This window comes from Erythrobacter sp. NFXS35, from assembly GCF_040148725.1.
GTDB lineage: Bacteria > Pseudomonadota > Alphaproteobacteria > Sphingomonadales > Sphingomonadaceae > Erythrobacter.
The window spans coordinates 873,079-899,916 of record NZ_JAGDEB010000001.1; the positions used below are offsets into that span (position 1 = coordinate 873,079).

Here is a 26,838-nt window from a genome sequence, read left to right on the forward strand (position 1 = left end):
CCGGCAGGAGGTGATCCTGCCGGTTTTTTGCCGAATGGCTGCCCTGAAGGGCGATTGAGCCTCAGTAATTCACACCGAACGACACCCCGATCACGCGCGGATCGTTGACGAAGGCGGTGTTGTTGTTGAAGTCGACCACGCCCAGGACGTTGTCTTCATTGGTGATGTTGCGTGCAAAGGCGGCCAGTTCCCACTGACCGTTGCCGCCGGAATAGCCGACCCGCAGACCGCCTTCGATGCGGCTGCTGGCGTTGAATTCGCGGCTTTCGTACAGCAGGAAGTTGGTTTCGCCGAGATAGGTCCAGTCGGTGAAGATGAAGAACTCGCCGCTGTCACCCACCGGGATGCCGTAACGTGCCGTGAGATCACCGCTCCACTCCGGTGCGTTGGGGAAGGGATTGCCGTCCACCGACGCGAAGGTGACCGGGCCGAACGGGCCGGCAATCGTCCGCGTGGGATCGGTAACGGTGCACTGTGCGCAGGTCCCGACCTCCAGGGCATTATCCTGAATCTCGGTGTTGTTATACGCCACGCCGAGCGTCACGAGGAAGTTGGACGTTATCTGGAACGCGCTGTCGAGTTCGAAACCATAGGCCTCACCCTTGGCAGCGTTGATCAGCTGGACGAGGTTCCCCGCTCCACCGACCGCGGTGAACTGCGGATCTTCGACCGTGTAGTAGAACACCGCGCCGTTCAGCCGCACGCGGCGATCGGCCAGCTCGGTCTTGAAGCCGACCTCGTAAGACGTAATGTTCTCCGACTGCGCGACCGAAGGCGGGTTGAAGAACGCAACGTCGCGGCCCTGAATGGTCGGCCCACGGAACGAATTGGCGACCTTGGCATAGACGCTAGCATCGTCAGAGACATCGGCGAACAGCGCGATGTCCCAATCGAACTGGTCGTCACCCACGCTGACCGGCTGGGGCGCCGCGCCCGACACCACGAAGAAGTCCTTCTGGTCATCGGTGTAGCGCAGCCCGCCGGTGACCCGCAGGCTTTCGGTCAACTCGTAGGAAAGCTGGCCGAACAGCGCCCATGCCTCGTTGGTGTGGTTGACCGTGACCGGCGGCGGGAAGTCGAAACCGACGGTGGTCACGTCGAAATCGCTATCGAAATAGAAGCCGCCGACTTGCCAGCTCAACGGCCCATCAGTGTTCGAGGCAAGACGGATTTCCTGCGTGTACTGCTTGAGGTCGATCGAATCCTGCGTGTCGGACGGAAAAGGAATGAAGCCCGGTCCCGTCACCAGATTGCCGCCGTCGATATCACCCCGGCTCGAACCTTCGCTGGTCCAGTAACTGGTGATCGAGGTCAGCGTCGCCCCGTCGAACTCGTGGCTTGCCGTCAGCGTCGCGCCGAGCTGTTCGTAAACCCCGCGATTGCCGCCACCAGCATCGTAGAACACCGTGTCGCGGTCGTAGTTTTCGTTGAGATCGTTATTGCCCGGGCCAAGTACGTTGGCGCGGAAGAAGGTCGAAGAACCATCGAGGTCGCGGTAATTCAGCGAGGCGAGGATAGTGGTGCGGTCGCCCGGCGTGAACAGCAATTGCCCGCGGATCGCGAAATCGCTGAACCCGCCCAGCGCGTTGTTCTCGCCGGTGAAGCCGTTGTCGATCCAGTCGCTGCGGCTCTGCGACTGCATCGCAACGCGGAAAGCGAGAACATCATCGACCAGCCCGCCGCCGATCGCCGCGTTAAGCGAAACCGTATCGAACGAACCATAGCTGAGCGAGGCGCGGACATCGCGATCGAAGCTGGGCTTGATCGATTCCACCTTGACGATGCCCGCCGGGGTGTTGCGCCCGAACAGCGTGCCCTGCGGCCCGCGCAGCACCTCGATGCGCTCGACATCAAAAACCGGGAAGCTTTTGAGCGTGACGTTTTCGAGCACCACATCGTCAAGCAGCACTGAAACCGGCTGCGATGCGGCAAGGTCGAAGTCGGTGTTGCCGAGGCCGCGAATGTAGAAACGCGGCGCGGCGCGGCCGTTCGAACTTTCGATGTTGAGACCCGGAACCGAACCGGCCAGCGCGGTCACGTCGCCGGCGGCGCTGAAAATCGCGTCGACGCGGGCCTGATCGAGGATTTCCGCGGACACCGCAACATCCTGCAGGTTTTCCTGACGCCGGTTGGCGGTAACGATGATGGTGGCAAGCTGGCCGTCATCGCTGGTCGCAGTCTCGCTCTCCTGCGCTGCCACTGGGGCAGCAAGCGATACAGCGGAAGCGGCAAGGATGGTCGATCCGACCCAAGCAGCACGAATGGCAGTGATACGCTGAGACATCGAACAAGGCCCCTTTCGATTGATCGCACGCAGAAACAGAGGAGGTGCGGCTTGCGCGCTGGCACTTTCAGGCGATTCGGGCGAGAATGACGCGTAAGATTGTGGCGGGAAATGGGGCGTTTGACGCCACTCTTGTTACAGTTGTTGCAGAGAAGTGACAGATTTACCTTAATGCGACAGGTGTTTGACAATGCAGCACTTGCCGTCAGGTGTTCTGCGGGCGGTGAACAACCGGTCGCGCTGCGATTGCACCAGCGCGCGGGCGCGCTATATCGGCGCCCAACCCAGCCGCATCCCGCACGAGGAACCCAGTCCATGAAAGTCCGCGTCCTTGTCCGATTGAAGCCCGGCGTGCTCGACCCGCAGGGGCGTGCGGTGCATCACGCGCTCGAGGGTCTGGGGTTTGCCGGGGTGGAAGATGTGCGGATCGGCCGCCTGATCGAACTCGACCTCGCCGACGATACGGACCCTGCGGCGCTTACCGAAATGTGCGAAAAGCTGCTCGCCAATACGGTGATCGAAAACTTCACGATTGAATCGTCAGGCTCGGCCGAAGGGGGCAAGTGATGGCGTTTCGAGCCGCAGTCGTCACCTTTCCCGGATCCAATTGCGACCGCGACATGGCAGTGGCGCTCGAAGCAGTATCGGGACAGCCGGCGCTGCGAGTGTGGCACGGCGATGCCGATCTGCCCGACTGGCTCGACCTTGTCGCCTTGCCCGGCGGCTTTTCCTACGGCGATTACCTGCGGTCAGGCGCGATGGCAGCGACCAGCCCGATCATGCGCGCGGTCGCAGCCGCGGCCACACGCGGCGTGCCCGTGCTGGGCGTGTGCAACGGCTTTCAGGTACTCACGGAAGCGCGGCTGCTGCCCGGTGCGCTTATGCGCAATGCAGGCCAGCGCTTCATCTGCCGAACGGCGGAATTGCAGGTCGCAAACACCGATTCGCTTTTCACGAGCGGGTTTGTGGCGGGCGAGACCCTGCGCGTGCCCGTCGCCCATCATGACGGAAACTATTTTGCCGACGACGTTACGCTCGACCGGCTTGAGGGCGAGGGACGGGTTGCGTTCCGCTATACCGAAGCCTGCAACGGATCGGCGCGCGACATTGCCGGGGTCCTCAGCGCCAACGGGCGGGTGCTGGGCATGATGCCGCATCCCGAACGCGCGATCGAACCGGCGGCTGTGAATGCGCTGGGCGGGGCCGACGGTCGCCGGGTGTTCGAGAATATCCTGGCTTCGCTGGCCACCGCCTGATCGGCGGCGCGCACTTGCCGATCAGGCCCGCAACTGCTGCGGATTGCTGAACAGGCGCTGCGCTTCGTAGCTGGGCATTGGACGGCCGAAGTAGTAGCCCTGAATCTTGTCACAGCCCAGGTTGCGGATCAGTTCGGCTTCCTCGGCGGTCTCCACCCCTTCCGCGGTGGTGGTCATGTCCAGGCTTTTGGCCATCGCCACCACTGCGTTGATGATCGCCAGGCTTTCGGCACTCCCCTGCGCTGCCCCCTGAACGAAGGTGCGATCGACCTTGATCGTGGAAAAGCGCAGCTTCCGGATATAGCCGAGCGACGAATAGCCCGTTCCGAAATCATCGAGTGCGACCGAGCAGCCCAGCGCCATGATCTGTTCGAGCGCGTTGCGCGCCACGGTGGCATCGCGCAGGAAAATGCTCTCGGTCACCTCGACCTCAAGCCGCTCGGGTTTAAGGCCGCTCGCCGCCAGTGCTTCGACCACGTCTTGATGGAAGTTGGGTTCGATCAGCTGTTCGGGCGAGACATTGACGTTGACCTTGATGTGTTCCGGCCAGTTGCGCGCTTCCTCGCAGGCCTTACGCATCACCCACTGGCCGATCGGCACGATCAGCCGTGTATCCTCCGCCAGCGGGATGAACTTGCCGGGACTGATGAACCCGTGATCTGCGCTGTTCCAGCGCACCAGCGCTTCGAAACTCACCACGCTTTCGCTGCGGGAATCCACCACTGGCTGATAATGCAGCTCCATCTCGTCGCGCCCCAGCGCCTTGCGTAGCGCCACTTCAAGCTGGCGGCGTTCCTCGGCAAAGGCGTGCAGCATGGGTTCGAAGCGGCGATGCTCCCCGCCCCCTGCATCCTTGGCACCGTAGAGCGCAAGGTCGGCATTGCGCATCAGCTCTTCCACTGTCTTGCCGTCACGCGGCCCGATCGCCGAGCCGACACTGGCGCCGACATACAAGGTATGCTGATCGACCTGATAGGGTTCCGATAGGCGCTCGATCAGCCGCTTGCCGAGCTCGTCGATGTCTTCGGGCTTGGGGAGATCGCGGATCACGATGGCGAATTCGTCGCCACCAAGGCGCCCGCATAACTGGTTTTCGCCCATCAGCGATTTGAGCCGGGCAGCCACCTGCGCCAGCAGCTTGTCGCCGGTCATGTGGCCGAGCGAATCATTGACCGATTTGAACCGGTCGAGGTCGACCATCATCAACGCCCCGCGCGTGCGCCACTGTTCCGCGTGGCGCAGCGCCTCGCCCAGCGCCTCGGTCAGTTGCAGCCGGTTGGGAAGGTGGGTCAGGGTATCGAACCGAGCCAGATAGGCGATCTTTTCGGACGATTCCCGCTTTTCGGTCACGTCAGAGCCGACCCCACGAAATCCGGTGAAGCGTCCGCGTTCGTCGCGGATCGGCGTGCCCGAAAGTTCCCACCAGCGCTCCTCGCCCAAGATCGACACCTGGACCAGGATATTGGAAAAGTTCTCACGGGTCTTGAGCCGCTCGGCAAGATCGTGGAGGCTGGGCGGGAACTGTCCGCTCGCCCAGCTTCGACCGGCGACCAGTTCAAGCAGCGGCATTCCCTCCACCTCGACCTGCGGACGGCCGAGCGCAAAGGCAAAGCGCGGACTGACCGAGCGCAACCGGCGGCTGACATCGACTTCCCAAAGCCAGTCCGCTTCGTTCTCTTCGAATTCGCGCAGCAACAGCGAAACGACCTCTTCCTTCTCGGCCACCGCGGCCTCGGCGAAACGGGCGGTCAGGAACGTGCGCCCGACTTCGACAGTGCCCAGCAGCCCGATGATGAGGAACAGCAGCATCGCGACCGCCGCATGCACCATCCCGGCCAGCCATAATTGACCGAACGCGGCAAGGCAGATCAGCGTAATGAAGCAGATGATGCTAAACGGGGCGGCGGTGAAGAAGAACACCGATCCCGAAGTGAGGATCACCACGATCATCATAAGCGCCATCAAATCGTCGCGCGTGCCGAACAGGGGAAACACCACGATCGCGACCGACCAGAGCAATCCCGAAAGGATCGCGGTGGTCGCCTGCCGGGCGAATTCGCTGCGCGTCACTTGCCGCCTGTCGGCATCTGTCAGCGACAGATCAATCCGCGTGCCGCGCCAATGGACGGCTAAGAGGGCCGCCGTCCATAGCGCGAAACCGGGAAATCCGACCTTGGAGATGTAAATCTGCCCCACGAAAATCGCGAGGATCGCATGCACGTAAAACCGATAGAAGGCGAGCTTCGCAAGCGCGGGATACTGCAATCCGCGCAGCCGCGCCCAGTTGAAGTCGTCCTTGTCAGACAGGCCAAGGACGGCGGACACAGGAAGGTCTGCCGGTCGTATGGTCGCAGGGGGAATAGCGGGCTCGGTCACCCTGCCGCCATTAACCAGCAAAGGTTAGGTTGCGGTAAATCCAATGTCGTCCGCATTCAATGCGGTAGAAGCAGCCCTGCCGACGATCATTCGACGGTGACGGACTTGGCGAGATTGCGCGGCTGGTCGACATCGGTGCCCTTCACCACCGCGACGTGATAGGCCAGCAATTGCACTGGGATTGCGTAAACCAGCGGCACGATCAGCGGGTGCACCACCGGCATCTCGATCGTTGCGATGCAGCCCTCGCCCGCCTCGTCCAATCCCTTCGCGTCCGAGATCAGCACCACCTGCCCGCCGCGCGCGCGGACTTCTTCCATGTTCGACACAGTCTTTTCAAACAACGGACCGGAAGGCGCGATCACCACCACCGGCACGGCTTCGTCGATCAGCGCGATCGGCCCGTGCTTCATTTCGCCAGCAGCGTAACCTTCTGCGTGGATATAGCTGATTTCCTTCAGCTTCAGCGCGCCTTCCAGCGCCAGCGGGTAATCCTGCCCGCGCCCGAGATACAGCACGTCTCGCGCCGGAGCGATCAGGTGCGCCATCGACGCGATATCATCATCGTGATCGAGCGCGGCATTGAGCGCGGCGGGCGCTTCAAGCAGGTGGTGCACGATCTCGGCCTCTTGCTCTCGCGACAACCTGCCCTTCTTCACCGCCATGTGCGCCGCCAGCGCCGCCAGCACGGCGAGCTGACAGGTGAACGCCTTGGTGGATGCGACGCCGATTTCCGGCCCGGCATGAGTCGGCAGCAGCAGATCGGCCTCGCGCGCCATCGTGCTGGTCGGCACGTTGACCACCACCGCGATGGTCTGCCCGTTGGCCTTGCAATGGCGCAGCGCGGCGAGCGTGTCGGCCGTCTCGCCGCTCTGCGAAATGAACAGCGCAAGGCCGCCTTCCTCCAGCACCGGATCGCGGTAGCGAAATTCCGAAGCGACATCGATGTCGACCGGCACGCGGGCGAATTGTTCGAACCAGTATTTGGCTACCATGCCGGCATAGTAGGACGTGCCGCAAGCGACGATCGTAAGGCGGCGCACCTGCGAAAGATCGAAATCCATCTGCGGCAAGGCCACCGAATTGTCCGAACGGCGCAGGTAGGAGGCAAGCGTCTGCGCCACCACGGTCGGCTGCTCGAAGATCTCCTTCTGCATGAAGTGGCGATAATTGCCCTTCTCCACAGCCGCCGCCGAAGCGCCCGAAGCGCGGATTTCGCGGGTGACGGGCTGGTTTTCGGCATCGTAGATCTGCGCACTGTCGCGGCGCACCACCACCCAGTCGCCCTCTTCGAGATAGGCGATGCGCTGCGTCAGCGGAGCGAGTGCCAGCGCATCGGACCCCAGATACATCTCGGCGTCCTCTCCTTCCGGGCCGTAGCCCAGCACCAACGGCGAGCCGAGCCGAGCGCCGATCAGCAGTTCGGGATGCTGGCGGAACGCTATGGCAAGCGCGAACGCCCCCCGCAGACGCGGGAGGACTTCGCGTACCGCTTCGGCAGGCTCGGCCCCGCGCTCGATCTCGGCGGAAACTAGGTGCGCGACCACCTCGCTGTCGGTTTCGCTTTCGAACACGCGGCCAGCGGCAGCCAGTTCGGCGCGCAATTCCTTGTAGTTTTCGATGATGCCGTTGTGGACGATGGCCACCTCGCCGGTCGCGTGCGGATGGGCATTGGCGGACGTCGGCGCGCCGTGGGTCGCCCAGCGGGTGTGGGCGATGCCGATCGTGCCGGGGGCAGGTTCGCTGGCCAAAACGCGCGCAAGGTTGGCAAGCTTGCCCTCGGCCCGCCGGCGCACCAGCGCGCCAGCGTCCAGCGTACAGACCCCGGCACTGTCATAGCCGCGATATTCCATCCGCCGCAGGCCATCGACCAGCCGGTCGGCCACGCTGGAGCTGCCCACGATCCCGATAATGCCGCACATTGCCTTGCCTGTCCTTCCTTGATGCCCCGAGCGCGGTTCAACGCTCTAGCCGTTAGAGTTTGATCGGCAAGTCCCTGCTTGGGGCCCTGCGCGGGGCGCCGCGCCAAAGATACAGGCCCGAAGCCACGATCAGCCCGGCCCCTGCAAGGGTGTAGATATCCGGTCGGTCGCCGAACCACCACCAGCCCAGCACGATCGCCACCAGCATCTGCACATACACAGCCGGAGCAATCTGCCCTGCGCCTGCCTTGGCCGTGCCGAGATAGACCAGCCAGTGCGCGGTGCTGGCTGTCACGGCGACGACGGCGCAGCGGGCCACCACATCCCACCTCGGCCAACCGAAATCGAGCGCGGGAACGCCCGAAAGCTTTGCCATGATAGCGCCCGCAATCAGCAGCGGGGCGCACAGCCCTGCGATGAAGACCTGCATCGACAATGCGCTGCCCTGCCCCGCACTCGCCCGGTTGGCGACCATCATCAGCGCAAAGAACAAGGCCGAAATCAGCGGCAGCAGCGCAGCCAGTCCAAGTTCGGCGAGGTTGGGGCGCAGCACGATGGCAACCCCGCACAGCGCCACCAGCGACGCCAGCCAGACCCTGTGTTCCACCCGTTCGCCCAGCAGCACGCCGGCCAGCACCTGCGTCAGCACCGGCGAAAGAAAGGCGATCGCCATCGCCTCGGCCAGCGGCATCAGGTAGATCGCCGAAAAGAAGCAGACCGAAGCCACCGCCAGACACACACCGCGCCCCGCCTGCAGCCATGGCCGCTGGGGCACGAATGCGCGCGGTCCCTCGCTCCTCAGCAGAAGCAGTGCAAGACCTGCCGCCCCCAGAGAAAAGCGCAAGGCCGCCACCGCAAACGCGGGCCAGGCGTCGGCCATCGACTTCACCACCGCATCACCCACCGACAGAAGCGCAAATCCCGCCACGGCAAGGCCAAGTCCGGTGCGGTGCTGATCGTTCATCCGGCATCGCCTAGAAGCGCCGGTGCGTCAGCACAATCCACTTCGAGCAGCCAAGCCAGACAGGCGGGCCTTAGGGAAAAAATAAGCTTTCCTGCCTATTCACCATTTTTCGGAAGAGACCTTTCGCACGATTGGCGACAGAGGTTCAGGACATGATCACAAGCCTTGGGGGCTGGGAATGAGCGCATTCGGCAAGAAGGGCAATGCTGGCGGACTGAAGCCCGGCGGCAGGCCGGCCTTCGGGGTAGCTCGGCCGATGAAGGGCGCCGGCGGCAGTTCGGCAGCAGGGCAGCGTGGCGGCGATCAGTTCCCGCCGCTTCCCGGCGAATCGACCAAGGATGAGGCGGCGCCCTCGCCAGCGCAGAGCCGTCCCGCGACCAGCGCCGAAGCGATCGATCGCCTCAACGAGCGCATGGCCGCGGTCAATGAAGGCAACTCCGAAGTCGGCGGGTTCGAAGCCAGCGTCCACAAGATCAAGGAACAGGTGCTCCCGCGTCTGCTCGAACGGGTCGATCCCGAAGCGGCGGCAACGCTGACGAAGGAAGAACTCTCCGAAGAATTCCGTCCGATCATCATGGAAGTGCTGGCCGAACTGAAGGTCACGCTGAACCGGCGCGAACAATTCGCGCTGGAAAAGGTGCTGATCGACGAATTGCTCGGCTTCGGCCCGCTGGAAGAATTGCTGAACGACCCGGACGTTTCCGATATCATGGTCAACGGCCCGGATCAGACCTACATCGAAAAGAAGGGCAAGCTCACCCTCGCCCCTATCCGGTTCCGCGATGAACAGCATCTGTTCCAGATCGCGCAGCGGATCGTGAACCAGGTCGGCCGCCGCGTCGACCAGACCACGCCGCTTGCCGACGCCCGCCTGAAAGACGGCTCACGTGTGAACGTGATCGTGCCGCCGCTGAGCCTTCGTGGGACCGCGATCTCGATTCGTAAGTTTTCCGAAAAGCCGATCACGCTGGATATGCTGCGCGATTTCGGTTCGATGTCGGACAAGATGTGTACCGCGCTGAAAATCGCGGGTGCGTGCCGGATGAATGTCGTGATTTCGGGCGGCACGGGTTCGGGTAAAACCACCATGCTCAACGCCCTGTCGAAGATGATCGACCCGGGCGAGCGCGTGCTGACCATCGAAGACGCGGCCGAACTTCGCCTGCAACAGCCGCACTGGCTGCCATTGGAAACCCGCCCGCCGAACCTTGAAGGTCAGGGCGCGATCACCATCGGCGACCTTGTGAAGAACGCCCTGCGTATGCGTCCTGACCGCATCATCCTCGGGGAAATTCGCGGCGCGGAATGTTTCGACCTTCTGGCCGCAATGAACACCGGTCACGATGGTTCGATGTGTACGCTTCACGCCAACAGCCCGCGCGAATGCCTTGGCCGTATGGAAAACATGATCCTGATGGGCGACATCAAGATCCCGAAGGAAGCCATCAGCCGCCAGATCGCCGAATCCGTCGACCTCATCGTGCAGGTCAAGCGTCTGCGCGACGGTTCGCGCCGCACCACCAACATCACCGAGGTGATCGGGATGGAAGGCGACGTGATCGTGACGCAGGAATTGTTCAAGTTCGAATACCTGGATGAAGGCGAGGACGGCAAAATCCTCGGCGAATTCCGCGCGTCGGGCCTGCGCCCCTACACGCTCGAAAAGGCGCGCCAGTTCGGGTTCGATCAGGCGTATTTGGAGGCGTGCCTCTGACACGCGATCCGGGCCGTCCGGCCCGGATCATGCGGCCTAACCGGCCGGCGGCCGGTCGGCCTTGCGACGCCTTCGGCGTCGTTTGCCGCCATGGAATATGGGGCTGCCCCAACCTTGCAGGCCGGCCGTAGCGCCCGCGCCTACAACCCCCCGATCACAACCGGCAGGCTCATCGCGAGCATCCCGCCGCCGATGATCGCCGCGGCCATGAACAGGCCGAGCCACGGCACCCAGCCGACCTGTTCGAGCCGGGACACGTCGCGCCGCTTGATCCGCCGTCGCTCCATCACTCCGGCAAAGGCCGCAAAGGTCCAAAACAGCCCGCCGGTGATGGCGACCTGCGCAGCGTCGCTCAAAAGGGCAAAGCGGGCGAGAAATTCCATGGCGCGCTGATGTAGGGCGTGACCGCGCTTGCGCAATCCCTGGCGCTGGGCCAAGTCCGCAGCCGATGGATGGCTCGATCGCTCGCCCCCGCCCGCTGCTTGCGCTCTGTGTCCGCCTCGCTACCGCGCTGGCGCTCGCGACGATGGCGATGCTGGTCAAGCTGGCGGGGGAACGCGGCGCACACCTGATAGAACTGATCTTCTGGCGGCAACTGCTCACTGTGGTGCTGCTGGGTACGGGCCTCGCCTTGGCGGGTCGGCTGTCCCTACTGCGAACCCGCAGGCTTGGCGCACATGGGCGACGTGCGGCAACCGGCCTTGTCGGCATGCTGTTCACCTATGGCGCGGTGTTGCTGCTGCCGCTGGCAGAAGCGACCACATTGAGCTTTACCGCACCGATCTTCGCGGTGCTGATCGCGATGGTGTTGTTCGGCGAGAAAATCGGCCGCTATCGCTGGTCCGCCGTGGTGATCGGCTTTGCCGGCGTGCTGGTGGTAATGCAGCCCGGAAGCGCGGCAGCCGAAGGCGTGACGTTGACCGGCGTGGTGGTGGGCCTGATTGCGCCGGCAGTGGTGGCGTTCATCAGTTTCCAGATTCAGGATCTGAACACCACCGAAAACCCGTGGAGCATTGTTTTCTGGTTTACCGCCATCAGCACCCCGGTCGCCGCGTTGGCGCTGCCTTTCGTGATGTCCGGACATGATCCGGTGACGTGGGGGATCATCCTGCTGATGGCGCTGACCGGAGCCGCCGCGCAGATGCTGCTGACCACCTCGCTGCGGTTCGGATCGGCGGCGGTGATCCTGCTGATGGATTACACCGCGCTTTTGTGGGCAAGTTTCTACGGATATTACGTGTTCGATCGCGCCGCCCCGGCGAGCCTGTGGCTGGGTGCGCCGCTGATTATCGGCGCAGGCGTGCTGATCGCGTGGCGCGAACGGCAACTCGCCCGCGCCCGGGCGCATCCCGCCGCATAAAATGGAACACGCGGGGGCCGCGTCCTGTTTCCTGGGCATGTCCGCAAGCAAGGAGCATGACATGATCCGTACCACTCTTACGACACTCGTCGCCGGCACCCTCGCCCTCTCGGCAGCAGCCTGCAACACGGTTGAAGGCGCAGGGGAAGACCTGCAGTCGGCATCCAACACGGTCGAAGAAGAAATCTGACCTGCGCGCGAGGATAGCGCTTCACGCCGTTGCAAGGAATATTTATGCAGGGCCGTGCGTTGATCGTATGACGATTGACCGAAAGGACCCGATAATGATTCGCAATGTGCTTGTAGCCGCTGTCCTCGCCGCCCTGTCGCTGACCTCCACCGCCTGCAACACGGTCGATGGCTTGGGCGACGATATCAAGTCGGTCGGCAAGGCCGGCAAGCGCGCGATCGACTGATTTTATCTGTAAATCAGCATGATATTATTGGCTGGCAGGGCATAACGTGCGCTGCGGGCCATGTCGTGTTCGGCGGCAAGGCGATCCAGCGCTTCCGCGTCGCGCAGCCCCCAACGCGCATCGCGTGCTTTCAGGCTCGCATCGAATTCGCGATTGGAGGCTGCGGTTTCGATCCCTTGCTCCATAAATGGGCCGTAAAGGATCAACGCGCCCGCGCTGTTGCCCAACACCTGAGCAGCACTCCGGAACAGTCCGACTGTCGCTTCCCACGGGCTGATATGCACCATGTTGATGCACAAAATTGCAGCGGCGCTGGTAACCGGCCAGGTTTCCGGCATTGCCGCATCGAGTAAGAGCGGCGCGGCACAATTCGTGCCGGGGTATTCAGCTTGATAAGCGGCGATCGACGCCAGCGCCTCTGGCGAAGGATCCGTCGGCTGCCAGTGCAGCGCCGGAAAGCGATCCGCAAAGAACATCGCATGTTCCCCGGTACCCGCCGCAATTTCGAGCACGGTGCCGCTGGCAGGCAACTCGCGTGCCAGCACTTCGGCAATCGGCTCGCGGTTGCGCAGGGTTGCAGGGGCGTGCTGCTTATCGCTCACGAAACCTGCCGCTCCTGCCCTTCCCAGAACGGCGCACGCAGCTCACGTCGCAGGATCTTGCCGCTGGCGTTGCGCGGCATCATCGGGATGACATCGACGCTCTTGGGAGCCTTGAACGCGGCGATCCGTTCACGCGCCCAGGCGATGACATCGGCCTCGTCGATTGTATGGCCGGGTTTGGCGACCACGCAAGCCTTCACCTCCTCGCCCCACTTGGCGCTTGGTATGCCGATCACGGCGACTTCGGCAATGGCGGGATGGCCGTAGATCGCGCTTTCGACCTCAGCGGGATAGACATTCTCTCCGCCAGAGATGATCATGTCCTTGATGCGGTCCTGAATATAGACATAGCCATCCGCGTCCATGATCCCGGCATCGCCGGTGTGCAGCCAGCCATCGGGGTCGATGGTCTTGGCGGTCGCTTCGGGCAACTTCCAGTATCCGGCGGTGTTCGACGGCGAATGAATGCACACCTCGCCGATTGTGCCGCGCGGCACTTCAACATTGTCAGGCCCACGCACTTCGATCCGGACGCCGGGCAGCGCCTTGCCCGCAGAGCGCATCCGCTCATTGCCTTCGGTCGAGTGGTCCTCGGGCGGCAGGATCGAGATCGTCCCGGTTGTCTCGGTCATCCCATAGGCTTGCAGGAATTGTGTTGTCGGCATGGTGGCAACCGCTTGCTTCAGCAATTCGAGCGGCATCGGGGCAGCGCCGTAGATGAAGTAGCGCAGATTGGAAAAATCGGTTGAGGCCGCGCGCGGGTGCTGGATCACGAATTGCAGCGCCGCGGGCACAAGGAACATATGCGTCGCCCCGGCAATGATGGCGTCAATCACGCCGTCGGGGGTGAATTCAGGCTCGAACACCACGCGAATGCCGCTTTCCACGCCGAGCATCACCGATCCCGTGCCGCCGATATGCGCAATCGGCATCACCACCAGCATGCAATCGCCCGCGCGGTAATCGGTGTAATAGCTCAAACCTGCCCGGATGCCCTCGACCCGCAGTTCACACAGATTGCGGTTGGACAGAGTTGCGCCCTTGGGATTGCCGGTCGTGCCGCTGGTATAGAGCTGCAGGATCGCATCGTCCGGGCCTGCCGGCGTGTATCGGGCAGGCTCCAGCCCGGCCAGTTCGGCCAGCATCGCATCGGCGGACATCAGATCGGGCGCTGCGTCCATGCTCGCCATCGCGGTGCGCGCCATATCCATGAAAACATCCTTAGCAATCAGCAGCTTTGCGCCGGTATCGCCGAGGATATAGGCGATCTCGCGCGGGGCCAGCCGCCAGCCCACCGGCGTCATCACCGCGCCGTACCGCATGCAGGCGCACAGCATCAGACCATAGACCGGGCTGTTCTTGCCCAGAAACGCCACCCGATCTCCCGGCGAAATGCCGTTCGCCTTGAACAGCGCGATGATCTTGCGCGTGAGCACCTCGGTTTCGCCGTAGGTGTAGCTGAGGCCCACGCCTTCCATCGCCGGCGCATCGGGCTGGGTCGCTGCCCAGTGGATCAGGATCTCCTCAAGGGTGATCAACTCGTGCTGCGCAATTTCGCCCATGACTTTGCTCTCTCCCAAAAGCTGTGGGGGCAGAGGTTAAGCGATGTTGAGCGATGCGGTCCAGCAGCGAATCAGCGAAACCGGCCCTGTTTGCGCGCAGCAGGCTCGCGCACGCCCAGCCAGATCAGCAGCCCAAGCGGCCCGCCCAGAAAGGTTGCCAGCAGGATCGGTGCCTGAATCAGACGGGAAACATTTTTGGCATCGCCGTCGCGTGCGATCCACAGGCCGACGAACAGATCGAAGGCGAGGTAATGCGTCCAGCCGATAGCAACGCCTGCACGCGTGGCGAAGATCGCCTGCACGCCTTCGATGCTGGTGAAATCCGCGCCGCCGCCTTCGGGATTGGGGATCAGCCCGCTCACCACGCCGATCATGGTGACGGCATAGATCAGGCACAACAGGCCAACGCCAACATACATCACGCCCGAAAGCAGCGCCGGCCAACGCGGCAGCAGGATCAGCACCGTCCACGCGATCAGCGCGAGCAGATTCACCATTCCGAACAGTGCATCCCAGTCGATCATTCCGCCGCCTCCATATTGCGCACCTGCCGCCACTGGCGCGCGGCACGGCGCAGGGCTTCGTTATCGTGGGTAAAGCGGCCGCCCGCCCGGCGCAGCGCAAGGCTGAGCGCGGCTTCGGCCACCAATCCGGCGTCGATCGAACGGAATCGTTGCCACGACCCCGACAGCAGCGGATCGACCAGCGGCGCGGCGATCAGCGCGGCGCGTTCGGCATAGCGCAGATCGTCGACCCGCTCGCCCCTGAGCAGGCCGGGGTGCAGAATGTCGAACCGCTTGAACCCGACCTTCGACAGCGCCGCCTCGGTTTCGCCCTTTACCCGCATGTAAAGGCTTTTGGCGCGCGGATCGGCCCCGGGGGCGCTGACCAGCACCATGTTGGGGACGCCCGCACGGTGGGCCGCCTGCGCCGTTGCCAGCACGAGATCGTGATCGACACTGCGGAATGCGGCTTCATCGCGACCGGCCTTCTTCCACGTCGTGCCGAGCGCGCAGATCAAGGCGCGCGGCCGCGCCGCTTCGAACACCTCGCCCCACTTGTCGGGTTCGGCAACGAACATCTCCATCCGCGCGCCTGCCGGCAGCGGAGCTTCGCGCCGGGCGATTCCCAGAATGCGCACGTCGTCACTTGCACTCGCACGCTGGATGACTTCGCGGCCGATCAGGCCAGTCGCGCCAACCAGCGCGACGCGTACCGGGACGCGCGTATCAGACATTGACCAACCCTGCTGGCCGTTCGCCATAGATCGCGCTGCAGGCCTGCATGGCAAAGCGATCGCTCATGCCGGCGATGAAGTCCGCGATCATCCGGCTGCGCTGGGGTTCGTGCCGGGGCAGCCGCGCCTGCCAGTCATCCGGCATCAGCCGGGCATCCTGCGAATAGGCGGCGAACAGCCGCGCAACGACATTGCGCGCACGTTCTGCGGCGGCGACCTGTTCGGGATGGTAGTACAGACGTTCGTACATGAAGGCCTTCAGCCGCCGCTCCTGCTCGGTCATGGCAGGCGAAAAGCCCGCCAGCTGCCGTCCGGCCTCGCGCACTTCGGCGACCGAACGCAAGCCTTTCACCTGCGCCGCCGTGTGTTCGAGTACGTCGTTCACCATCAAACCGATCTGATCCCGCACCATCTCGCGCAGCAGACGCTCACGCGGGGCATCGGGAAAGCGCTTTTCGACCGCCCGCCACTGATCTGCGAGGAAATCGAGCGTCAGGAGATCGTCGAGTTGAAGAAACCCAGCCCGCAGTCCGTCGTCGATGTCGTGATTATCATAGGCGATATCGTCCGCCACCGCCGCCACCTGCGCTTCCAGCGAAGGCCAGGTACCCAGCATCAGCGGAAAAGCCGCGTCGAGTTCTGCCAGCTCCCAGTTGGGGGCGATCACCGGGCCATTATGCTTGGCAAGCCCTTCGAGCAGATCCCATGTGAGGTTCAGGCCGTCGTGCGCGGGATAGGGGCATTCAATCCGCATGACCGTGCGCAGCGCCTGCGCATTGTGGCAAAATCCGCCATGCCGCTCCATCGCTTGCGACAGCGCCGCCTCGCCCGCATGGCCGAATGGCGGGTGGCCCAGATCATGGGCAAGACACAGCGCCTCGGTCAGATCCTCGTCCAATCCTAGCGCGCGGGCGATCACCCGCCCGATCTGCGCGACTTCAAGGCTGTGGGTGAGGCGAGTGCGGTAGTGGTCACCGTCAGGCGCGATGAACACTTGAGTCTTTGACTTCAGGCGCCGGAAGCTCATCGAATGGATGATCCGGTCGCGATCGCGTTGAAAGGCGCTGCGCGGGCCGCGGCGCTCGCCAGCGGTCTTGCCGCCCCACTCGCGTGGCCCGTGAGCCTCGGGGTCGGCAGCGTAGGGGGAGTGATTGGTCACAGCTGCAGCGATTAGGTCAGCCAGAGCATCGGCTCAACCGGAACAGATGCGCAACATCGTTCAAATAGGAGGGAAACTGCCGATCCGCGCCTCAAGCGAGGGGATTATGGGGCCACTCACCGGTGATTGGGGGGAAGGAGAGTGGCCCCATGGGCCTGTCGGTGCGACCCGAAGACCCGGAACCTGCCTGACTTTCGTTGTGACAAATTCTGTGGGCGCACTTAGGTGGTGCTGGAGAACGTTGCACCACTTGCACGCATCCACTGCGCCGAAACGTTTCAGTTTAGAGACGAGCCGGTGACTAATGCACCTCTTCCTGATCGAGAATCCAGTTGGCCGCCGCCTCGCAGTGAATTCGGGTGCTGTCGAACACCGGCAGGACATTGGCGTCGACATCGACCACCAGATCCAGCTCGGTGCAGGCCAGCACGATCGCCTCGGCCCCTTCCTGCGCCTTGTTGGTGATGATCGTCTTCAACGTGCGCTGCGCATCGCGTGTCACCTTGCCGACCATCAACTCGTCGTAGATGATCCTGTCGAGCATCGCGACGAATTCCATGTTGGGCGGCAGCAGGTCGATGCCGTGAGCGACCAACCGTTTGCGATAGAAGCTTTCGGTCATGACGTTGCGCGTGCCGATTAAAGCGGCATTGGTGTGACCAGCGCGCTTCATCGTCAAGCCGACATATTCGGCGATGTGCAGGATCGGGATGTTTACGCTTGCCGCGACATCATCGTAAAGCCGGTGCATCGAATTGGCTCCGATGATCAGCGCTTCCGCCCCGGCCCCTTCCAGCCGCCGCGCGCTGTCGATCAGGACGCCTGCCGCGCGCTGCCAGTCGCGCTCCTCGACCAGCGCATAAAGCTGGCAGAAATCGAGGCTTTCGATCAGCAGCGGTGCGCTGGCCATCGGCGCGGCGCGTTTCTGGACGATGCGGTTGATCCGGTCGTAATACATGGCCGTCGACACCCAGCTCATGCCGCCGATGATCCCCAATTTGCGCAAACGCCATTCCTTCAATTGTGCGTGCCGATTCCTTGTGCACCTGCGAACGGATGTAGCGAGGAAGCGTGCCCCGCGTCCATAGCCCACAGCGTGCGGCGTGGACTATTCGGTGAGTGTGGCTTGGGCGGTAAAAGTATCGAGCCAAGGCAAAAGATCGCCGAGCGTGTCCTTGACCGCTTCCTCCTGGGGCAGGTGGCCGATACCGGGATAGACCACCAGCGTGCTGTCGGGCATCGTTCGGTCGAGCCATCGTCCGGCCTCGACCGGGATCAGCCGGTCTTCCTCGCCCCACAGAATCAGCGTAGGCACGGTAACGCCTGCAATCTCGGCCTCGGTCAGCGGATCATAGGCTTGCGAGAAACGCTCCAACGTCGCGCGGCGGTTGCCGGGATAACGTAGCAGTTCCCAATAGCGGTCCACCGCCGCCTCGGTAACGACCGATTTCACCGAGACGCTCTGATCGAGACTTTGCGCGATGAGACTGCGCGGTGTGATCTGTTCGACCAGCAGGTTGACCCCCGGCATTCGGGCGATGGTGAAGCCGATATTGCCGCCGCCACTATCCTTTTTCTTCGTTTCCGGCTTGCCAGTGTCGATATCCAGCATCGGCCCGCCGCTGCCGTCGACCAGCACAAGCCCGGCAACGCGTTCGGGATGAGCGACGGCAAAGGCCAGCGCATGCTTGCCGCCCATCGAATTGCCGCCGAGGATGAAGCGATTCAACCCGAGCGCGTCGGCGACCTCGGCAATATCCGCCACGTAATTGGCGCGACTGTAATCATGCGCCGGGTCAGGCCCGGTCAACCCGTGGCCGACCTGATCGAAGCGGATCACCCGGTAATCGTCCTTCAGCGCCGCCACCCACGGCTCCCAGGTGTGCAGATCGGCATTTGAGCCGTGCAACAGCACGATTGCGGGGGCATCGCGCGGCCCTTCATCGCGCAGGTGGACGGTTACATCATCGCCGATATCCACGAATTGCGAAGGCGGCCCGCCATACTTGGCGCGCATTTCTGCGGCATCGGTATCAGGGGTGCGGAAAATCAGGAAGGCGATCACCAGAACGCCAAGGAGCGCGAGCAATCCGCGCCAGACCCATCTCATTGTTGTTTCATCTCCAGAATCCAGCGGCGCACCACGGCTCCGCCGTCGCGGTCAACGCTGGCCTTCCCCAGTTCGGGCATGGCGATGCCGGGTTCGGCGCTGTCCATGCGGTAGAGCAGGATCGACCCATCCGGCTGACCCGGCAGGATCGAGAAATCATGCCCGCCCGCCCCGCGTCCCGCCGCAACCGGGCGCTTGAGGATGCCGAGCGCGTGCGCGTCATCCTGCTCCCACCGCAGATCAAGCCCCGAATTGGACGCTCCCCCGCCGGGTTGATGGCAATGGGCGCAGTTCACATCCAGGTAAGCCCGGGCGAGTGGCTCAGCAGGGCCCACCGCGTGGGTACGCCAGTCGGGCAGCCCGTCCGCGCCATCCGGTACGCGGTCGAGATTGCCGCGATTCACCATTTGCCCCAACCAATCCGCCGAAAGGTTGCGCGCCTTCGGCCCGATCGGGATCACCGCGCCATCCTTGCCATGACAGGATTTGCACTGGTTCTTGTTGGGAATGGCATAGGAAATCGCCTCCCCCGCCGGGGTTGTCAGGTCGATCCGTCCGCCCGCCAGCGCGAGGCTGGCCTCGGTCTGCTCGGCATTCCAGCGATAGGGCAACGCCGTCCAGCCATCCGCACGGTGCAGCAGCACGCGGGTTTCGATCAACCGGCGATCCGCCCCCTCACCATAGGCAAACGTCTTGATGATCGCCGCGCCGACGGGGAATTGCAGCAGGCCATCTCCGTCCGCGGCGAGCTGCGTGCCTTCGGGCACGTAGATGAAGCGCAGCTTGTCCGCCCCGTCCGACCACAGCGGGGTGTTGAGCGCATAGGGAGTGACCCGCGCAGCCGGAACCTGCCGCGCGCCGTCAGCGAAGAAGCCGAATTCGCCAAGGGTTTTGGGGAAACCCGCACCGGCAATAGCGACGTCCGACACCTGCGGCGCAGTCAGCCGCGCCTCGGCCACCACCGCGCCGAGCATCAAGCTCGCGGCCGCCAGCAGGGCTGTATCGCGCCTCACCTGAGCCGCGCCTCCATTTCCGCCGGCAGGGCCACCGGAGCCAGATCCTTGACGCTGACGATGGGCGGCATTTGAAGGATCGAAGGCCGTGCCTCCGTGAGAGGCTGTCCGACCTCGGACAGGTTGAGCGTGATCGCCGTGACCTTGCCCATCACCGCCAGTTTTTCGTGCAGTCCGTCGGTCAGCACCGGCGGCAGACTGCCGCCGAAGGCCTGAGCGAGCATCGTTCCGCCTTCGAAATCGGGTGCGCTCCCGCCCGACCCGAAAACATTGTCTCGCACCATCACATTCACCGGACGCGGCTGATAACGCGCGTCGGTGTAGTCCTGCGAATAGGCGATCAGCATGACATGGCTGGTCGCGTTGTTGATGAGTGCGTTGTCGGTGATGTGCACATTGTCATTGGCCATCACCATCACCCCCGTACCCGCCGGAACGCTGGCGACAATATTGCCTTCGGGCGCGAAATTGTCGGTGTTGTTGTCGATCACCGCATTGCGCGCGATCAGCACGTCGCCCCCGCCGACCTTGGGCAGGCCCGGCAGGTCAAAAACGAGAATCCCGCCAGTGTTGCGAGTGGCAAGGTTCTCGGTCACCTCGGCGCGATTGGAGTTCTCGATCTCGATGCCTGCAACATTCTCGACCACGCGGTTGCGGCGCACGATAATGTTTTCCGACTGCCCGACATAGATGCCCGCATCAGACGCGCCGCGGACATAGGAATCCTGCACCAGCACATTGGCGCTTTCGACCGGGTAGATGCCATAGGCGCCGTTGGTCGCCAGCGGCCCGCCGGTCCATTCGACCCGCAGCGCGTGGTAGATGATGTTGTCGGCGCCCTTGGATTTGATGCCGTCGCCCTTGGCATTTTCGATTGCGAAATCGCGCAGGGTGACGTTGTCGGATGTGACCAGCAGCCCCTCACCGGCGCCCTGCTGGGTGGTGAAATCGAGCACGCTGGCGTCCATCCCCGCCCCGCGCACCGTCACGCCCTCGACATCGAGGCTGAGCCCGTCGGTCAACACGAAGCGCCCGGCTTCGAGCATGATCTCGTCCCCCGGCGCGGCGAGGATCAACGCCTCCTGCAGACGCTCCTGCGCGCCCTCTCCGGCGGCAATCGTGTGTGTTTCGGCAAGCGCCGGAGCGGCGGATGCCAGCAGCGCGGCAATCAAGGCGCGTTTCATCATGAAATTCTCTCCCTCCAAGTCCCCATCTGACCCATTGCAGCCGGCGATGGCAAGTGCCCTTAGCCCTGCGTGGCGGCTTCGAGGCCCGTGAGCGACAGCCGCCGCCCCGGCGCGAAGGCGAGCGACTTGCGGAAGGCATCGGCGGCCTCCGCCGTCCGGCCCAGCTTCAGCAATTCCTCGCCAAGCAATTCATAGCTCGGCTTGGCAATGGCAGGCGGGCCGAACACGGTCGGCAGGGCTGCCTCGGCTTGACCCGCAGCGCGCAGGGCGGTCAGCCCGGCTTCCCTGTCGCCAATGGCCAGCAGGCGGATCGCTTCGACCTGGGCAATCGCGCGTTCGACCCAAGGCATGGTCGTGCGGTCGTCGGGTGTCATGCGCGCCAGCAGGGCGGGAACAGCGTCGGCATCGCGGCGCATCTTTTCGAGCGCGTCTGTCACCGCCGCCGCATCATCTCTGTGCCGGAGCGCGGATATGTGGGTCATGGTAAGGCGCGGGAGCAGGAATGCGCGCGCGTCCTCGCCCAGCGGTTCCGGCCATATCCCGGCATCGACCGCCTGCCATGCGGCCATCACCGTGTAGCTTCTGACCGGGCCATAGGCGATCTCGCCGCTTGCGCCCTGCCCGGCCTCAGCGCGGCAGGCGGACACCAGATCGTTGGCATCCTTGCCGAGCTGCAACCGCGCATAAACCAGCCATTCGTTGTAATGACCGCAATCGGCAGGATCGCGTCCGGCAGCGATGCGCTGACGGTCGACCACCGCATCGGCCTTCACGTTGGCCGATTCCGACGCTTCCCAATCGGCCAACGCGTGGAAGATGTGGCTCACCATATGCTGCGCGTGGCCCGCATCGGGCGCAACCACGGCATAACGTTCCGCCATGCGCTCGCCCAGCGGGGCGTGGACCGGATCGTCGTAGGAATGGATCAGGTAGTGCAGGATGCCCGGATGCTGCTCGTGCGTCATAAAGCCCGGTTCAAGAATGCCCGCGGCCTCCATATAAATCGGCACCTGCCGCCCGCCATGCGAGGAGCCGAGCACCGCAAGGCCGGTGAAGGCGCGCACATCGATATCGTCGGGCCATGCCGCCAGCATGGCGCGCATCTTCGCCAGATAGGCCAGATCGCGCTCGTCCTTGCTGCCCACCTCGCTATAAAGGGTCTCGACAGCGTCCAGCCACGCTTTTTCTCGGACGGTCCCGGCCTTGGCCGCGCGCGCACCGGGCGTGGTGCCAAGCCGGGCAAGGATGGCACGCGCCGCATCGCGATCCTGTTCTTCCCAAAGTGGATGATTATGGGTCATCGCCTCGCCCCAATAAGCCATGACGAAATCGGGATCGGCTTTCTGGCTTTCGCGCAAAGCGGCGGCTGCGCGGGCGTATTCGAAATTGTGGAGCAGCGCGAGCCCGCGCAGGAAATGCGCCTGCGCCTGCGGATTGGTGTCCGCTTCGAAGACCATATGTTCGGTGCCGACACGCTCGCCCGCCGGATCGCCCGACTGGGCATGACCTGCGCCCCACGGCACGGCACAAAGGGCAAGTGCGGCAGCCGCGATCGGAAGCTTCGGCAAAAAGCGGTGCATCGGGGTTCCTCCTCGCGTGCCGTTGTGCGGCATCGCGGTGCGGAAAGGCAAGAGCGTAACCGAGGCGCCCCTATCCGATCCCGATCGCGCACAGCCCTGCGCTGGTGGTGAGCACGGCGACCGCTTCGCTGTCATTCACCCGTTCGATCCGCTCCACCAGTTCGCCGAGGCCATAGGTTTCACCCGGCTCGCCTTGCAGCGCAGCCATGGCCTCCCGCAGGTTCCACAATTGCACCGGACTAAGCCGCTCGACCATTCGGCCCGCCATGCACTCGGCGCGGGCCTCGCCGATACCGGCCTCGACCAGCGCGCTTTTGACTCGCCATTCGAGCACCGGGTCGGTGAACCCGGCATAGACCGCAGCGCCCACCAGCAGGCCAAGCAGCACGATCCCGATCAGCAGCTTTCTCATGCAGACGCTTTTATCCCGGCGCCCTGCCTCAGTCGAGCGACTTGACGATTTCCTCGACCATCTTCTTGGCATCGGCCAGCAGCATCACGGTCTGGTTCATATAGAACACGTCGTTATCGACCCCGGCATAGCCGACGCCGCCCATCGACCGCTTGATGAAGAACACCTGCTTGGCCTTGTCGACATCGAACACCGGCATCCCGTAGATCGGCGAGGATTTGTCGGTCTTGGCCGCCGGGTTCACCACGTCGTTCGCGCCGATGATGAAGGCGACATCGGCCTGCGCGAAATCGGAGTTGATGTCTTCGAGTTCGAACACTTCGTCATAAGGAACGGATGCTTCGGCGAGCAGCACGTTCATGTGACCCGGCATCCGGCCCGCGACGGGGTGGATGGCGTATTTCACGTCGACGCCCTTTTCCTTCAGCTTGTCGCCCATCTCGCGCAGCGCGTGCTGCGCCTGCGCCACCGCCATGCCGTAGCCGGGGATGATGATGACCGATTCCGCCTGTTCGAGCATGTAGGCCGCATCTTCCGCGCTGCCCTGCTTGTAGGGCCGCTGTTCGCGCGCGCCGCCTGCCCCTGCCGCTTCGGGTGCTGCGCCGAACCCGCCTGCGATTACCGAAATGAAGCTGCGGTTCATCGCACGGCACATGATGTAGCTGAGGATCGCGCCCGAGCTTCCAACCAGCGCGCCGGTGATGATCATCGCGCTGTTGCCCAGCGTGAAGCCCATCGCCGCCGCTGCCCAGCCCGAGTAGGAGTTGAGCATCGACACCACGACCGGCATATCCGCCCCGCCGATCGGGATGATCAGCAGGAAACCGATGATGAAGGCGAGCAATGCGATCGCATAGATCATCCAGCCCTTACCCGCGCCGCCATCGGGCGAGACGGTGTAGAGCCCGATCAAGGCAATGATCGCCACCAACGTGCCGAGATTGATGATATGCCGCCCCGGCAGCATGATCGGCGAACCGCCCATCCGGCCCGACAGCTTGAGAAACGCGATGATCGAGCCTGAGAAGGTGATCGCACCAATCGCAATGCCAAGGCCGAGTTCAACGCGGCTGACTGCGAGGATCTGGGCCGCGCTATCTGTAATCCCGAAAGCCGCCGGGTTGAGCCATGCGGCAAAGCCCACTACCACGGCGGCCAAGCCGACGAGGCTGTGGAAGCCCGCCACCAGTTCGGGCATCGCGGTCATCGCGATGCGCCGCGCCACGGTCACCCCGATGATCGCGCCAAGGAAAATCGCGATGGCGATTTCAACGATATTGGCGATCTCGTGGGTGACCAGCGTCGTGATCACCGCCACCGCCATGCCGATCATGCCGTTGCGGTTCCCCGCCTGACTGGTCGCCGGGCTGGACAACCCGCGCAGCGCGAGGATGAAGAACACGCCCGATGCGAGATAGGCCAGCATGGCCCAAGCCGGCACCGCGCCTTCGCCGGAAGCCCCGGCGGCGAGAATGGAGAAGTCCATCACTTACTTCCCCTTTTTCTTGTACATTGCGAGCATGCGCTGCGTCACCGCGAACCCGCCGAAGATGTTGATGCTGGCGAGCACCACCCCGAACAGGCCGAGATACTTGGCCACCGGATCCAGCGCCTCAGCCGCCGCAATCAGCGCGCCGACGATGATCACCGACGAGATCGCATTGGTCACCGCCATCAGCGGAGTGTGCAGCGCCGGAGTCACCGACCAGACAACGTAATAGCCCACAAAGCAGGCCAGCACGAAGATGCTGAGAATTGAAATGAAGTCCATGATGTCCCCTAGCGTCGCCGGACCGAAAGCGTGAAATTGCCGATCGGCGCCAATTGTCGAACGTGTATCCGGCTATCGATCTTTTCGATCACCTCGAAGCTGCCGCCGAGTGCTTCGAAAACGCGCTCCCTTGCCGAGAGCTTTACGCGAATATCGGGCGCCACGCATGACAAGCCAGCCTTCAGATCGGGCCTGTTGCAGACTTGAAAGATCAGCTGGTCAACCGCGCCGGCATACCACCCGTATTGGAGGTAGATCGGTATTCCCACCATCGGCCCCGGACCTTGTTCGAGCCGATATTCAACGGGCGAGATCGGCTCCTGTTTCTTGGGCACTGCGCTTTCATTCCAGGCGAAATCGCCGACAAAAAGACCGCGCTTGAAGAACCTGTCGAACCGGCCGTCCCCATCCGAATCGAGCAGGCATCCTAACGAAGCATTCCGTTTGGAGTCGACCGGAAGGACTTCGCTTTCTCCGGGAAGGGTCAGTGCACAACCCAAGGCCTGACCAAAGTTGGTCGCCACGATCAACGTATTGCCATCGGCGACCTTGACCCCGGCAAGCGTCACTGCCTCGCCAACCATGACATAGCGAGCCTTAGCAAGCATCTTGCCTTGCACGAAGCTCTTGTAAGGCGAAACCCATTTCGGCTCGACCAGATCGGCGCTTGCCTCGATCTGCCAATCGACTGTATAGCGTTCACGCGCTGCGGCCTGCTTTGACGGAAAGGCGATTCCCACCGAAGCCAGCACGAAAGCGCTACCAACCAATCGTACACAGCCAAAAGGGCTCACCCCAGCAGCCTTTCATTCACAACCTTGCCGCCCTGTGTCAGGCGAATTGCGCCCCCGATTTCCTCGTCGAGCACGGGCTTGCCCGCCTCCTTGTCCCAGAAGGCGCTGAGGAAGTTGTAGTGGTTGCGCGCAAACAGCGCCGAGGCATCAGCCGGAAGGTGCGCCGGCGTGTTCGAAAAGCCGATGATGTTGACGCCGTGCTTGACCACGACCTGATCCGGCACCGAACCTTCGACATTTCCGCCTTGGGCGACGGCGAGATCGAAGATCACGCTGCCGGGCTTCATCGTCGCGATCTGTGCGTCGGTGATCAGGCGCGGTGCTGAGCGACCCGGGATCAGCGCGGTGGTGATCACGATGTCCTGCTTGGCGATGTGCGACGAAACCAACTCGGCCTGCGCCTTCTGGTATTCCTCGCTCATTTCGGTGGCATAGCCGCCCGAACCTTCGCCTTCGATCCCGGCGACATTCTCGACGAAGATCGGCTTGGCGCCGAGCGACTGGATCTGTTCCTTGGTCGCCGAGCGCACATCGGTCGCCGAAACCTGTGCGCCCAACCGGCGGGCAGTCGCAATCGCTTGAAGGCCCGCAACGCCCACACCCATGATGAAGGCGCGCGCGGCCTGCACCGTGCCGGCCGCCGTCATCATCATCGGGAAAGCGCGGCCATACACGTCAGCCGCCGCTAGCACCGCCTTGTAACCGGCGAGGTTGGATTGCGAGGACAAGACGTCCATCGATTGCGCGCGAGTGATGCGCGGCATGAATTCCATGCTCAACGCCTCGAAACCCGCTGCCGCATAGGCATCGACCACAGGCCGGTTGGCGAACGGATCGAACAGCGCCGCCACCCATGCACCCGGCTTCGCACCCTTCAGCAGCGCCGCATCGGGCGCCTGAATGCCCAGCACGATATCGGCATCCTTCACCGTGGTGGCGGCATCGCCGATGGCAACGCCCGCTTCGGCATAGGCATCGTCGGTGATCGAAGCGATCACTCCGGCCCCAGCCTCAACCGCGACCGTCAGGCCGAGGGCGGCGAACTTCTTGGCCGTTTCGGGCGTGGCGGCAACGCGCGTCTCACCGGGCGCGCGTTCTTTCAGGATGGCGATTTTCACT

The 26,838-nt window shown here is 63.4% G+C and carries 26 protein-coding genes; 6 read left to right on the top strand and 20 right to left on the bottom strand.

What is annotated here, in order from left to right; all coding sequences use genetic code 11:
* Nucleotides 1-61: 61 nt before the first annotated feature.
* The gene (locus tag J3454_RS04320) at nt 62-2,284 is read right to left on the bottom strand and encodes a TonB-dependent receptor (protein ID WP_349512515.1); all 2,223 of its coding nucleotides are present in this window, start codon (nt 2,282-2,284) and stop codon (nt 62-64) included.
* Nucleotides 2,285-2,599: 315 nt separating this feature from the next.
* Between J3454_RS04320 and purS the strand changes: the two genes are divergently transcribed.
* Nucleotides 2,600-2,851: a phosphoribosylformylglycinamidine synthase subunit PurS gene (gene purS, locus J3454_RS04325; protein WP_349512516.1), complete on the top strand. Its 252-nt coding sequence runs from the start codon at nt 2,600-2,602 to the stop codon at nt 2,849-2,851.
* Entirely contained in the window at nt 2,851-3,540 is a 690-nt protein-coding gene (purQ, locus tag J3454_RS04330) for a phosphoribosylformylglycinamidine synthase subunit PurQ (protein ID WP_349512517.1), read from the top strand. Before purS ends, purQ begins: the two co-directional genes overlap by 1 nt.
* Nucleotides 3,541-3,561: 21 nt before the next feature.
* Here purQ and J3454_RS04335 read toward each other — a convergent pair whose 3' ends face one another.
* The 3 genes from J3454_RS04335 to J3454_RS04345 form a co-directional block, all read right to left on the bottom strand.
* The gene (locus tag J3454_RS04335; protein WP_349512518.1) at nt 3,562-5,865 is read right to left on the bottom strand and encodes a putative bifunctional diguanylate cyclase/phosphodiesterase; all 2,304 of its coding nucleotides are present in this window, start codon (nt 5,863-5,865) and stop codon (nt 3,562-3,564) included.
* A 137-nt stretch (nt 5,866-6,002) separates the two neighbouring features.
* Nucleotides 6,003-7,838, bottom strand: a complete 1,836-nt coding sequence (gene glmS, locus J3454_RS04340; RefSeq protein WP_349512519.1) for a glutamine--fructose-6-phosphate transaminase (isomerizing) — start codon at nt 7,836-7,838, stop codon at nt 6,003-6,005.
* 52 nt (nt 7,839-7,890) lie between these two features.
* Nucleotides 7,891-8,802 (bottom strand): DMT family transporter, encoded by a 912-nt coding sequence (locus J3454_RS04345; RefSeq protein WP_349512520.1) that lies wholly within the window; start codon nt 8,800-8,802, stop codon nt 7,891-7,893.
* Nucleotides 8,803-8,980: 178 nt separating this feature from the next.
* On the opposite strand from J3454_RS04345, the gene J3454_RS04350 reads away from it, so the two are divergent.
* On the top strand, nt 8,981-10,516 hold the full coding sequence (locus J3454_RS04350) for a TadA family conjugal transfer-associated ATPase (RefSeq protein WP_349512521.1): 1,536 nt from the start codon (nt 8,981-8,983) through the stop codon (nt 10,514-10,516).
* A 140-nt stretch (nt 10,517-10,656) separates the two neighbouring features.
* On the opposite strand, the gene J3454_RS04355 is transcribed toward J3454_RS04350, so the two are convergent.
* Nucleotides 10,657-10,899 (bottom strand): hypothetical protein, encoded by a 243-nt coding sequence (locus J3454_RS04355; protein WP_349512522.1) that lies wholly within the window; start codon nt 10,897-10,899, stop codon nt 10,657-10,659.
* A gap of 65 nt (nt 10,900-10,964) precedes the next feature.
* Here J3454_RS04355 and J3454_RS04360 point away from each other — a divergent pair, with 65 nt between their 5' ends.
* From J3454_RS04360 to J3454_RS04370, 3 genes are all read left to right on the top strand, one after another.
* Nucleotides 10,965-11,876: a DMT family transporter gene (locus J3454_RS04360; protein ID WP_349512523.1), complete on the top strand. Its 912-nt coding sequence runs from the start codon at nt 10,965-10,967 to the stop codon at nt 11,874-11,876.
* Between the two features lie 61 nt (nt 11,877-11,937).
* The gene (locus tag J3454_RS04365; protein WP_349512524.1) at nt 11,938-12,066 is read left to right on the top strand and encodes a hypothetical protein; all 129 of its coding nucleotides are present in this window, start codon (nt 11,938-11,940) and stop codon (nt 12,064-12,066) included.
* A 94-nt stretch (nt 12,067-12,160) separates the two neighbouring features.
* A complete protein-coding gene (locus tag J3454_RS04370; RefSeq protein ID WP_349512525.1) occupies nt 12,161-12,292 on the top strand; it encodes an Entericidin EcnA/B family protein in 132 nt (43 codons plus the stop codon).
* 2 nt (nt 12,293-12,294) lie between these two features.
* Here the strand turns inward: J3454_RS04370 and J3454_RS04375 are convergent, their stop codons facing one another.
* From J3454_RS04375 to J3454_RS04445, 15 genes are all read right to left on the bottom strand, one after another.
* The gene (locus tag J3454_RS04375) at nt 12,295-12,894 is read right to left on the bottom strand and encodes a DUF938 domain-containing protein (protein ID WP_349512526.1); all 600 of its coding nucleotides are present in this window, start codon (nt 12,892-12,894) and stop codon (nt 12,295-12,297) included.
* The gene (locus J3454_RS04380; protein ID WP_349512527.1) at nt 12,891-14,456 is read right to left on the bottom strand and encodes a long-chain-fatty-acid--CoA ligase; all 1,566 of its coding nucleotides are present in this window, start codon (nt 14,454-14,456) and stop codon (nt 12,891-12,893) included. Before J3454_RS04380 ends, J3454_RS04375 begins: the two co-directional genes overlap by 4 nt.
* A gap of 71 nt (nt 14,457-14,527) precedes the next feature.
* Nucleotides 14,528-14,980, bottom strand: a complete 453-nt coding sequence (locus J3454_RS04385) for an ABA4-like family protein (RefSeq protein WP_349512528.1) — start codon at nt 14,978-14,980, stop codon at nt 14,528-14,530.
* Entirely contained in the window at nt 14,977-15,693 is a 717-nt protein-coding gene (locus tag J3454_RS04390) for an NAD(P)H-binding protein (protein ID WP_349512529.1), read from the bottom strand. Before J3454_RS04390 ends, J3454_RS04385 begins: the two co-directional genes overlap by 4 nt.
* Nucleotides 15,686-16,852: a deoxyguanosinetriphosphate triphosphohydrolase gene (locus tag J3454_RS04395; protein ID WP_349512530.1), complete on the bottom strand. Its 1,167-nt coding sequence runs from the start codon at nt 16,850-16,852 to the stop codon at nt 15,686-15,688. Before J3454_RS04395 ends, J3454_RS04390 begins: the two co-directional genes overlap by 8 nt.
* A gap of 301 nt (nt 16,853-17,153) precedes the next feature.
* Complete coding sequence (locus J3454_RS04400; protein ID WP_349512531.1) at nt 17,154-17,858, bottom strand: aspartate/glutamate racemase family protein; 705 nt, start codon at nt 17,856-17,858, stop codon at nt 17,154-17,156.
* A 102-nt stretch (nt 17,859-17,960) separates the two neighbouring features.
* The gene (locus J3454_RS04405) at nt 17,961-18,962 is read right to left on the bottom strand and encodes an alpha/beta fold hydrolase (protein WP_349512532.1); all 1,002 of its coding nucleotides are present in this window, start codon (nt 18,960-18,962) and stop codon (nt 17,961-17,963) included.
* A complete protein-coding gene (locus J3454_RS04410) occupies nt 18,959-19,975 on the bottom strand; it encodes an SO2930 family diheme c-type cytochrome (protein WP_349512533.1) in 1,017 nt (338 codons plus the stop codon). The genes J3454_RS04405 and J3454_RS04410 overlap by 4 nt, the downstream gene beginning before the upstream one ends.
* A complete protein-coding gene (locus J3454_RS04415; protein WP_349512534.1) occupies nt 19,972-21,162 on the bottom strand; it encodes a parallel beta-helix domain-containing protein in 1,191 nt (396 codons plus the stop codon). Before J3454_RS04415 ends, J3454_RS04410 begins: the two co-directional genes overlap by 4 nt.
* Nucleotides 21,163-21,221: 59 nt before the next feature.
* On the bottom strand, nt 21,222-22,742 hold the full coding sequence (locus tag J3454_RS04420) for a tetratricopeptide repeat protein (RefSeq protein ID WP_349512535.1): 1,521 nt from the start codon (nt 22,740-22,742) through the stop codon (nt 21,222-21,224).
* A 70-nt stretch (nt 22,743-22,812) separates the two neighbouring features.
* A complete protein-coding gene (locus J3454_RS04425) occupies nt 22,813-23,154 on the bottom strand; it encodes a hypothetical protein (protein ID WP_349512536.1) in 342 nt (113 codons plus the stop codon).
* Nucleotides 23,155-23,182: 28 nt separating this feature from the next.
* Entirely contained in the window at nt 23,183-24,640 is a 1,458-nt protein-coding gene (locus tag J3454_RS04430; protein WP_502878560.1) for an NAD(P)(+) transhydrogenase (Re/Si-specific) subunit beta, read from the bottom strand.
* 3 nt (nt 24,641-24,643) lie between these two features.
* Entirely contained in the window at nt 24,644-24,925 is a 282-nt protein-coding gene (locus J3454_RS04435) for an NAD(P) transhydrogenase subunit alpha part 2 (protein WP_349512537.1), read from the bottom strand.
* Between the two features lie 8 nt (nt 24,926-24,933).
* Complete coding sequence (locus tag J3454_RS04440) at nt 24,934-25,545, bottom strand: hypothetical protein (protein ID WP_349512538.1); 612 nt, start codon at nt 25,543-25,545, stop codon at nt 24,934-24,936.
* Between the two features lie 170 nt (nt 25,546-25,715).
* Complete coding sequence (locus J3454_RS04445) at nt 25,716-26,837, bottom strand: NAD(P) transhydrogenase subunit alpha (RefSeq protein WP_349512539.1); 1,122 nt, start codon at nt 26,835-26,837, stop codon at nt 25,716-25,718.
* Nucleotide 26,838 lies beyond the last annotated feature (1 nt).

What these genes read in the sequence shown, in the direction of transcription:
- J3454_RS04350 (WP_349512521.1), top strand. Translation starts at nt 8,981, where the DNA reads ATGAGCGCATTCGGCAAGAAGGGCAATGCTGGCGGACTGAAGCCCGGC.
- J3454_RS04385 (WP_349512528.1), bottom strand. Translation starts at nt 14,980, where the DNA reads ATGATCGACTGGGATGCACTGTTCGGAATGGTGAATCTGCTCGCGCTG.
- J3454_RS04360 (WP_349512523.1), top strand. Translation starts at nt 10,965, where the DNA reads ATGGATGGCTCGATCGCTCGCCCCCGCCCGCTGCTTGCGCTCTGTGTC.
- J3454_RS04390 (WP_349512529.1), bottom strand. Translation starts at nt 15,693, where the DNA reads ATGTCTGATACGCGCGTCCCGGTACGCGTCGCGCTGGTTGGCGCGACT.
- purS (WP_349512516.1), top strand. Translation starts at nt 2,600, where the DNA reads ATGAAAGTCCGCGTCCTTGTCCGATTGAAGCCCGGCGTGCTCGACCCG.
- J3454_RS04380 (WP_349512527.1), bottom strand. Translation starts at nt 14,456, where the DNA reads ATGGGCGAAATTGCGCAGCACGAGTTGATCACCCTTGAGGAGATCCTG.
- J3454_RS04435 (WP_349512537.1), bottom strand. Translation starts at nt 24,925, where the DNA reads ATGGACTTCATTTCAATTCTCAGCATCTTCGTGCTGGCCTGCTTTGTG.
- J3454_RS04425 (WP_349512536.1), bottom strand. Translation starts at nt 23,154, where the DNA reads ATGAGAAAGCTGCTGATCGGGATCGTGCTGCTTGGCCTGCTGGTGGGC.
- J3454_RS04355 (WP_349512522.1), bottom strand. Translation starts at nt 10,899, where the DNA reads ATGGAATTTCTCGCCCGCTTTGCCCTTTTGAGCGACGCTGCGCAGGTC.
- J3454_RS04345 (WP_349512520.1), bottom strand. Translation starts at nt 8,802, where the DNA reads ATGAACGATCAGCACCGCACCGGACTTGGCCTTGCCGTGGCGGGATTT.
- J3454_RS04405 (WP_349512532.1), bottom strand. Translation starts at nt 18,962, where the DNA reads ATGAGATGGGTCTGGCGCGGATTGCTCGCGCTCCTTGGCGTTCTGGTG.
- J3454_RS04370 (WP_349512525.1), top strand. Translation starts at nt 12,161, where the DNA reads ATGATTCGCAATGTGCTTGTAGCCGCTGTCCTCGCCGCCCTGTCGCTG.
- J3454_RS04320 (WP_349512515.1), bottom strand. Translation starts at nt 2,284, where the DNA reads ATGTCTCAGCGTATCACTGCCATTCGTGCTGCTTGGGTCGGATCGACC.
- purQ (WP_349512517.1), top strand. Translation starts at nt 2,851, where the DNA reads ATGGCGTTTCGAGCCGCAGTCGTCACCTTTCCCGGATCCAATTGCGAC.
- glmS (WP_349512519.1), bottom strand. Translation starts at nt 7,838, where the DNA reads ATGTGCGGCATTATCGGGATCGTGGGCAGCTCCAGCGTGGCCGACCGG.
- J3454_RS04430 (WP_502878560.1), bottom strand. Translation starts at nt 24,640, where the DNA reads ATGGACTTCTCCATTCTCGCCGCCGGGGCTTCCGGCGAAGGCGCGGTG.
- J3454_RS04365 (WP_349512524.1), top strand. Translation starts at nt 11,938, where the DNA reads ATGATCCGTACCACTCTTACGACACTCGTCGCCGGCACCCTCGCCCTC.
- J3454_RS04415 (WP_349512534.1), bottom strand. Translation starts at nt 21,162, where the DNA reads ATGATGAAACGCGCCTTGATTGCCGCGCTGCTGGCATCCGCCGCTCCG.
- J3454_RS04420 (WP_349512535.1), bottom strand. Translation starts at nt 22,742, where the DNA reads ATGCACCGCTTTTTGCCGAAGCTTCCGATCGCGGCTGCCGCACTTGCC.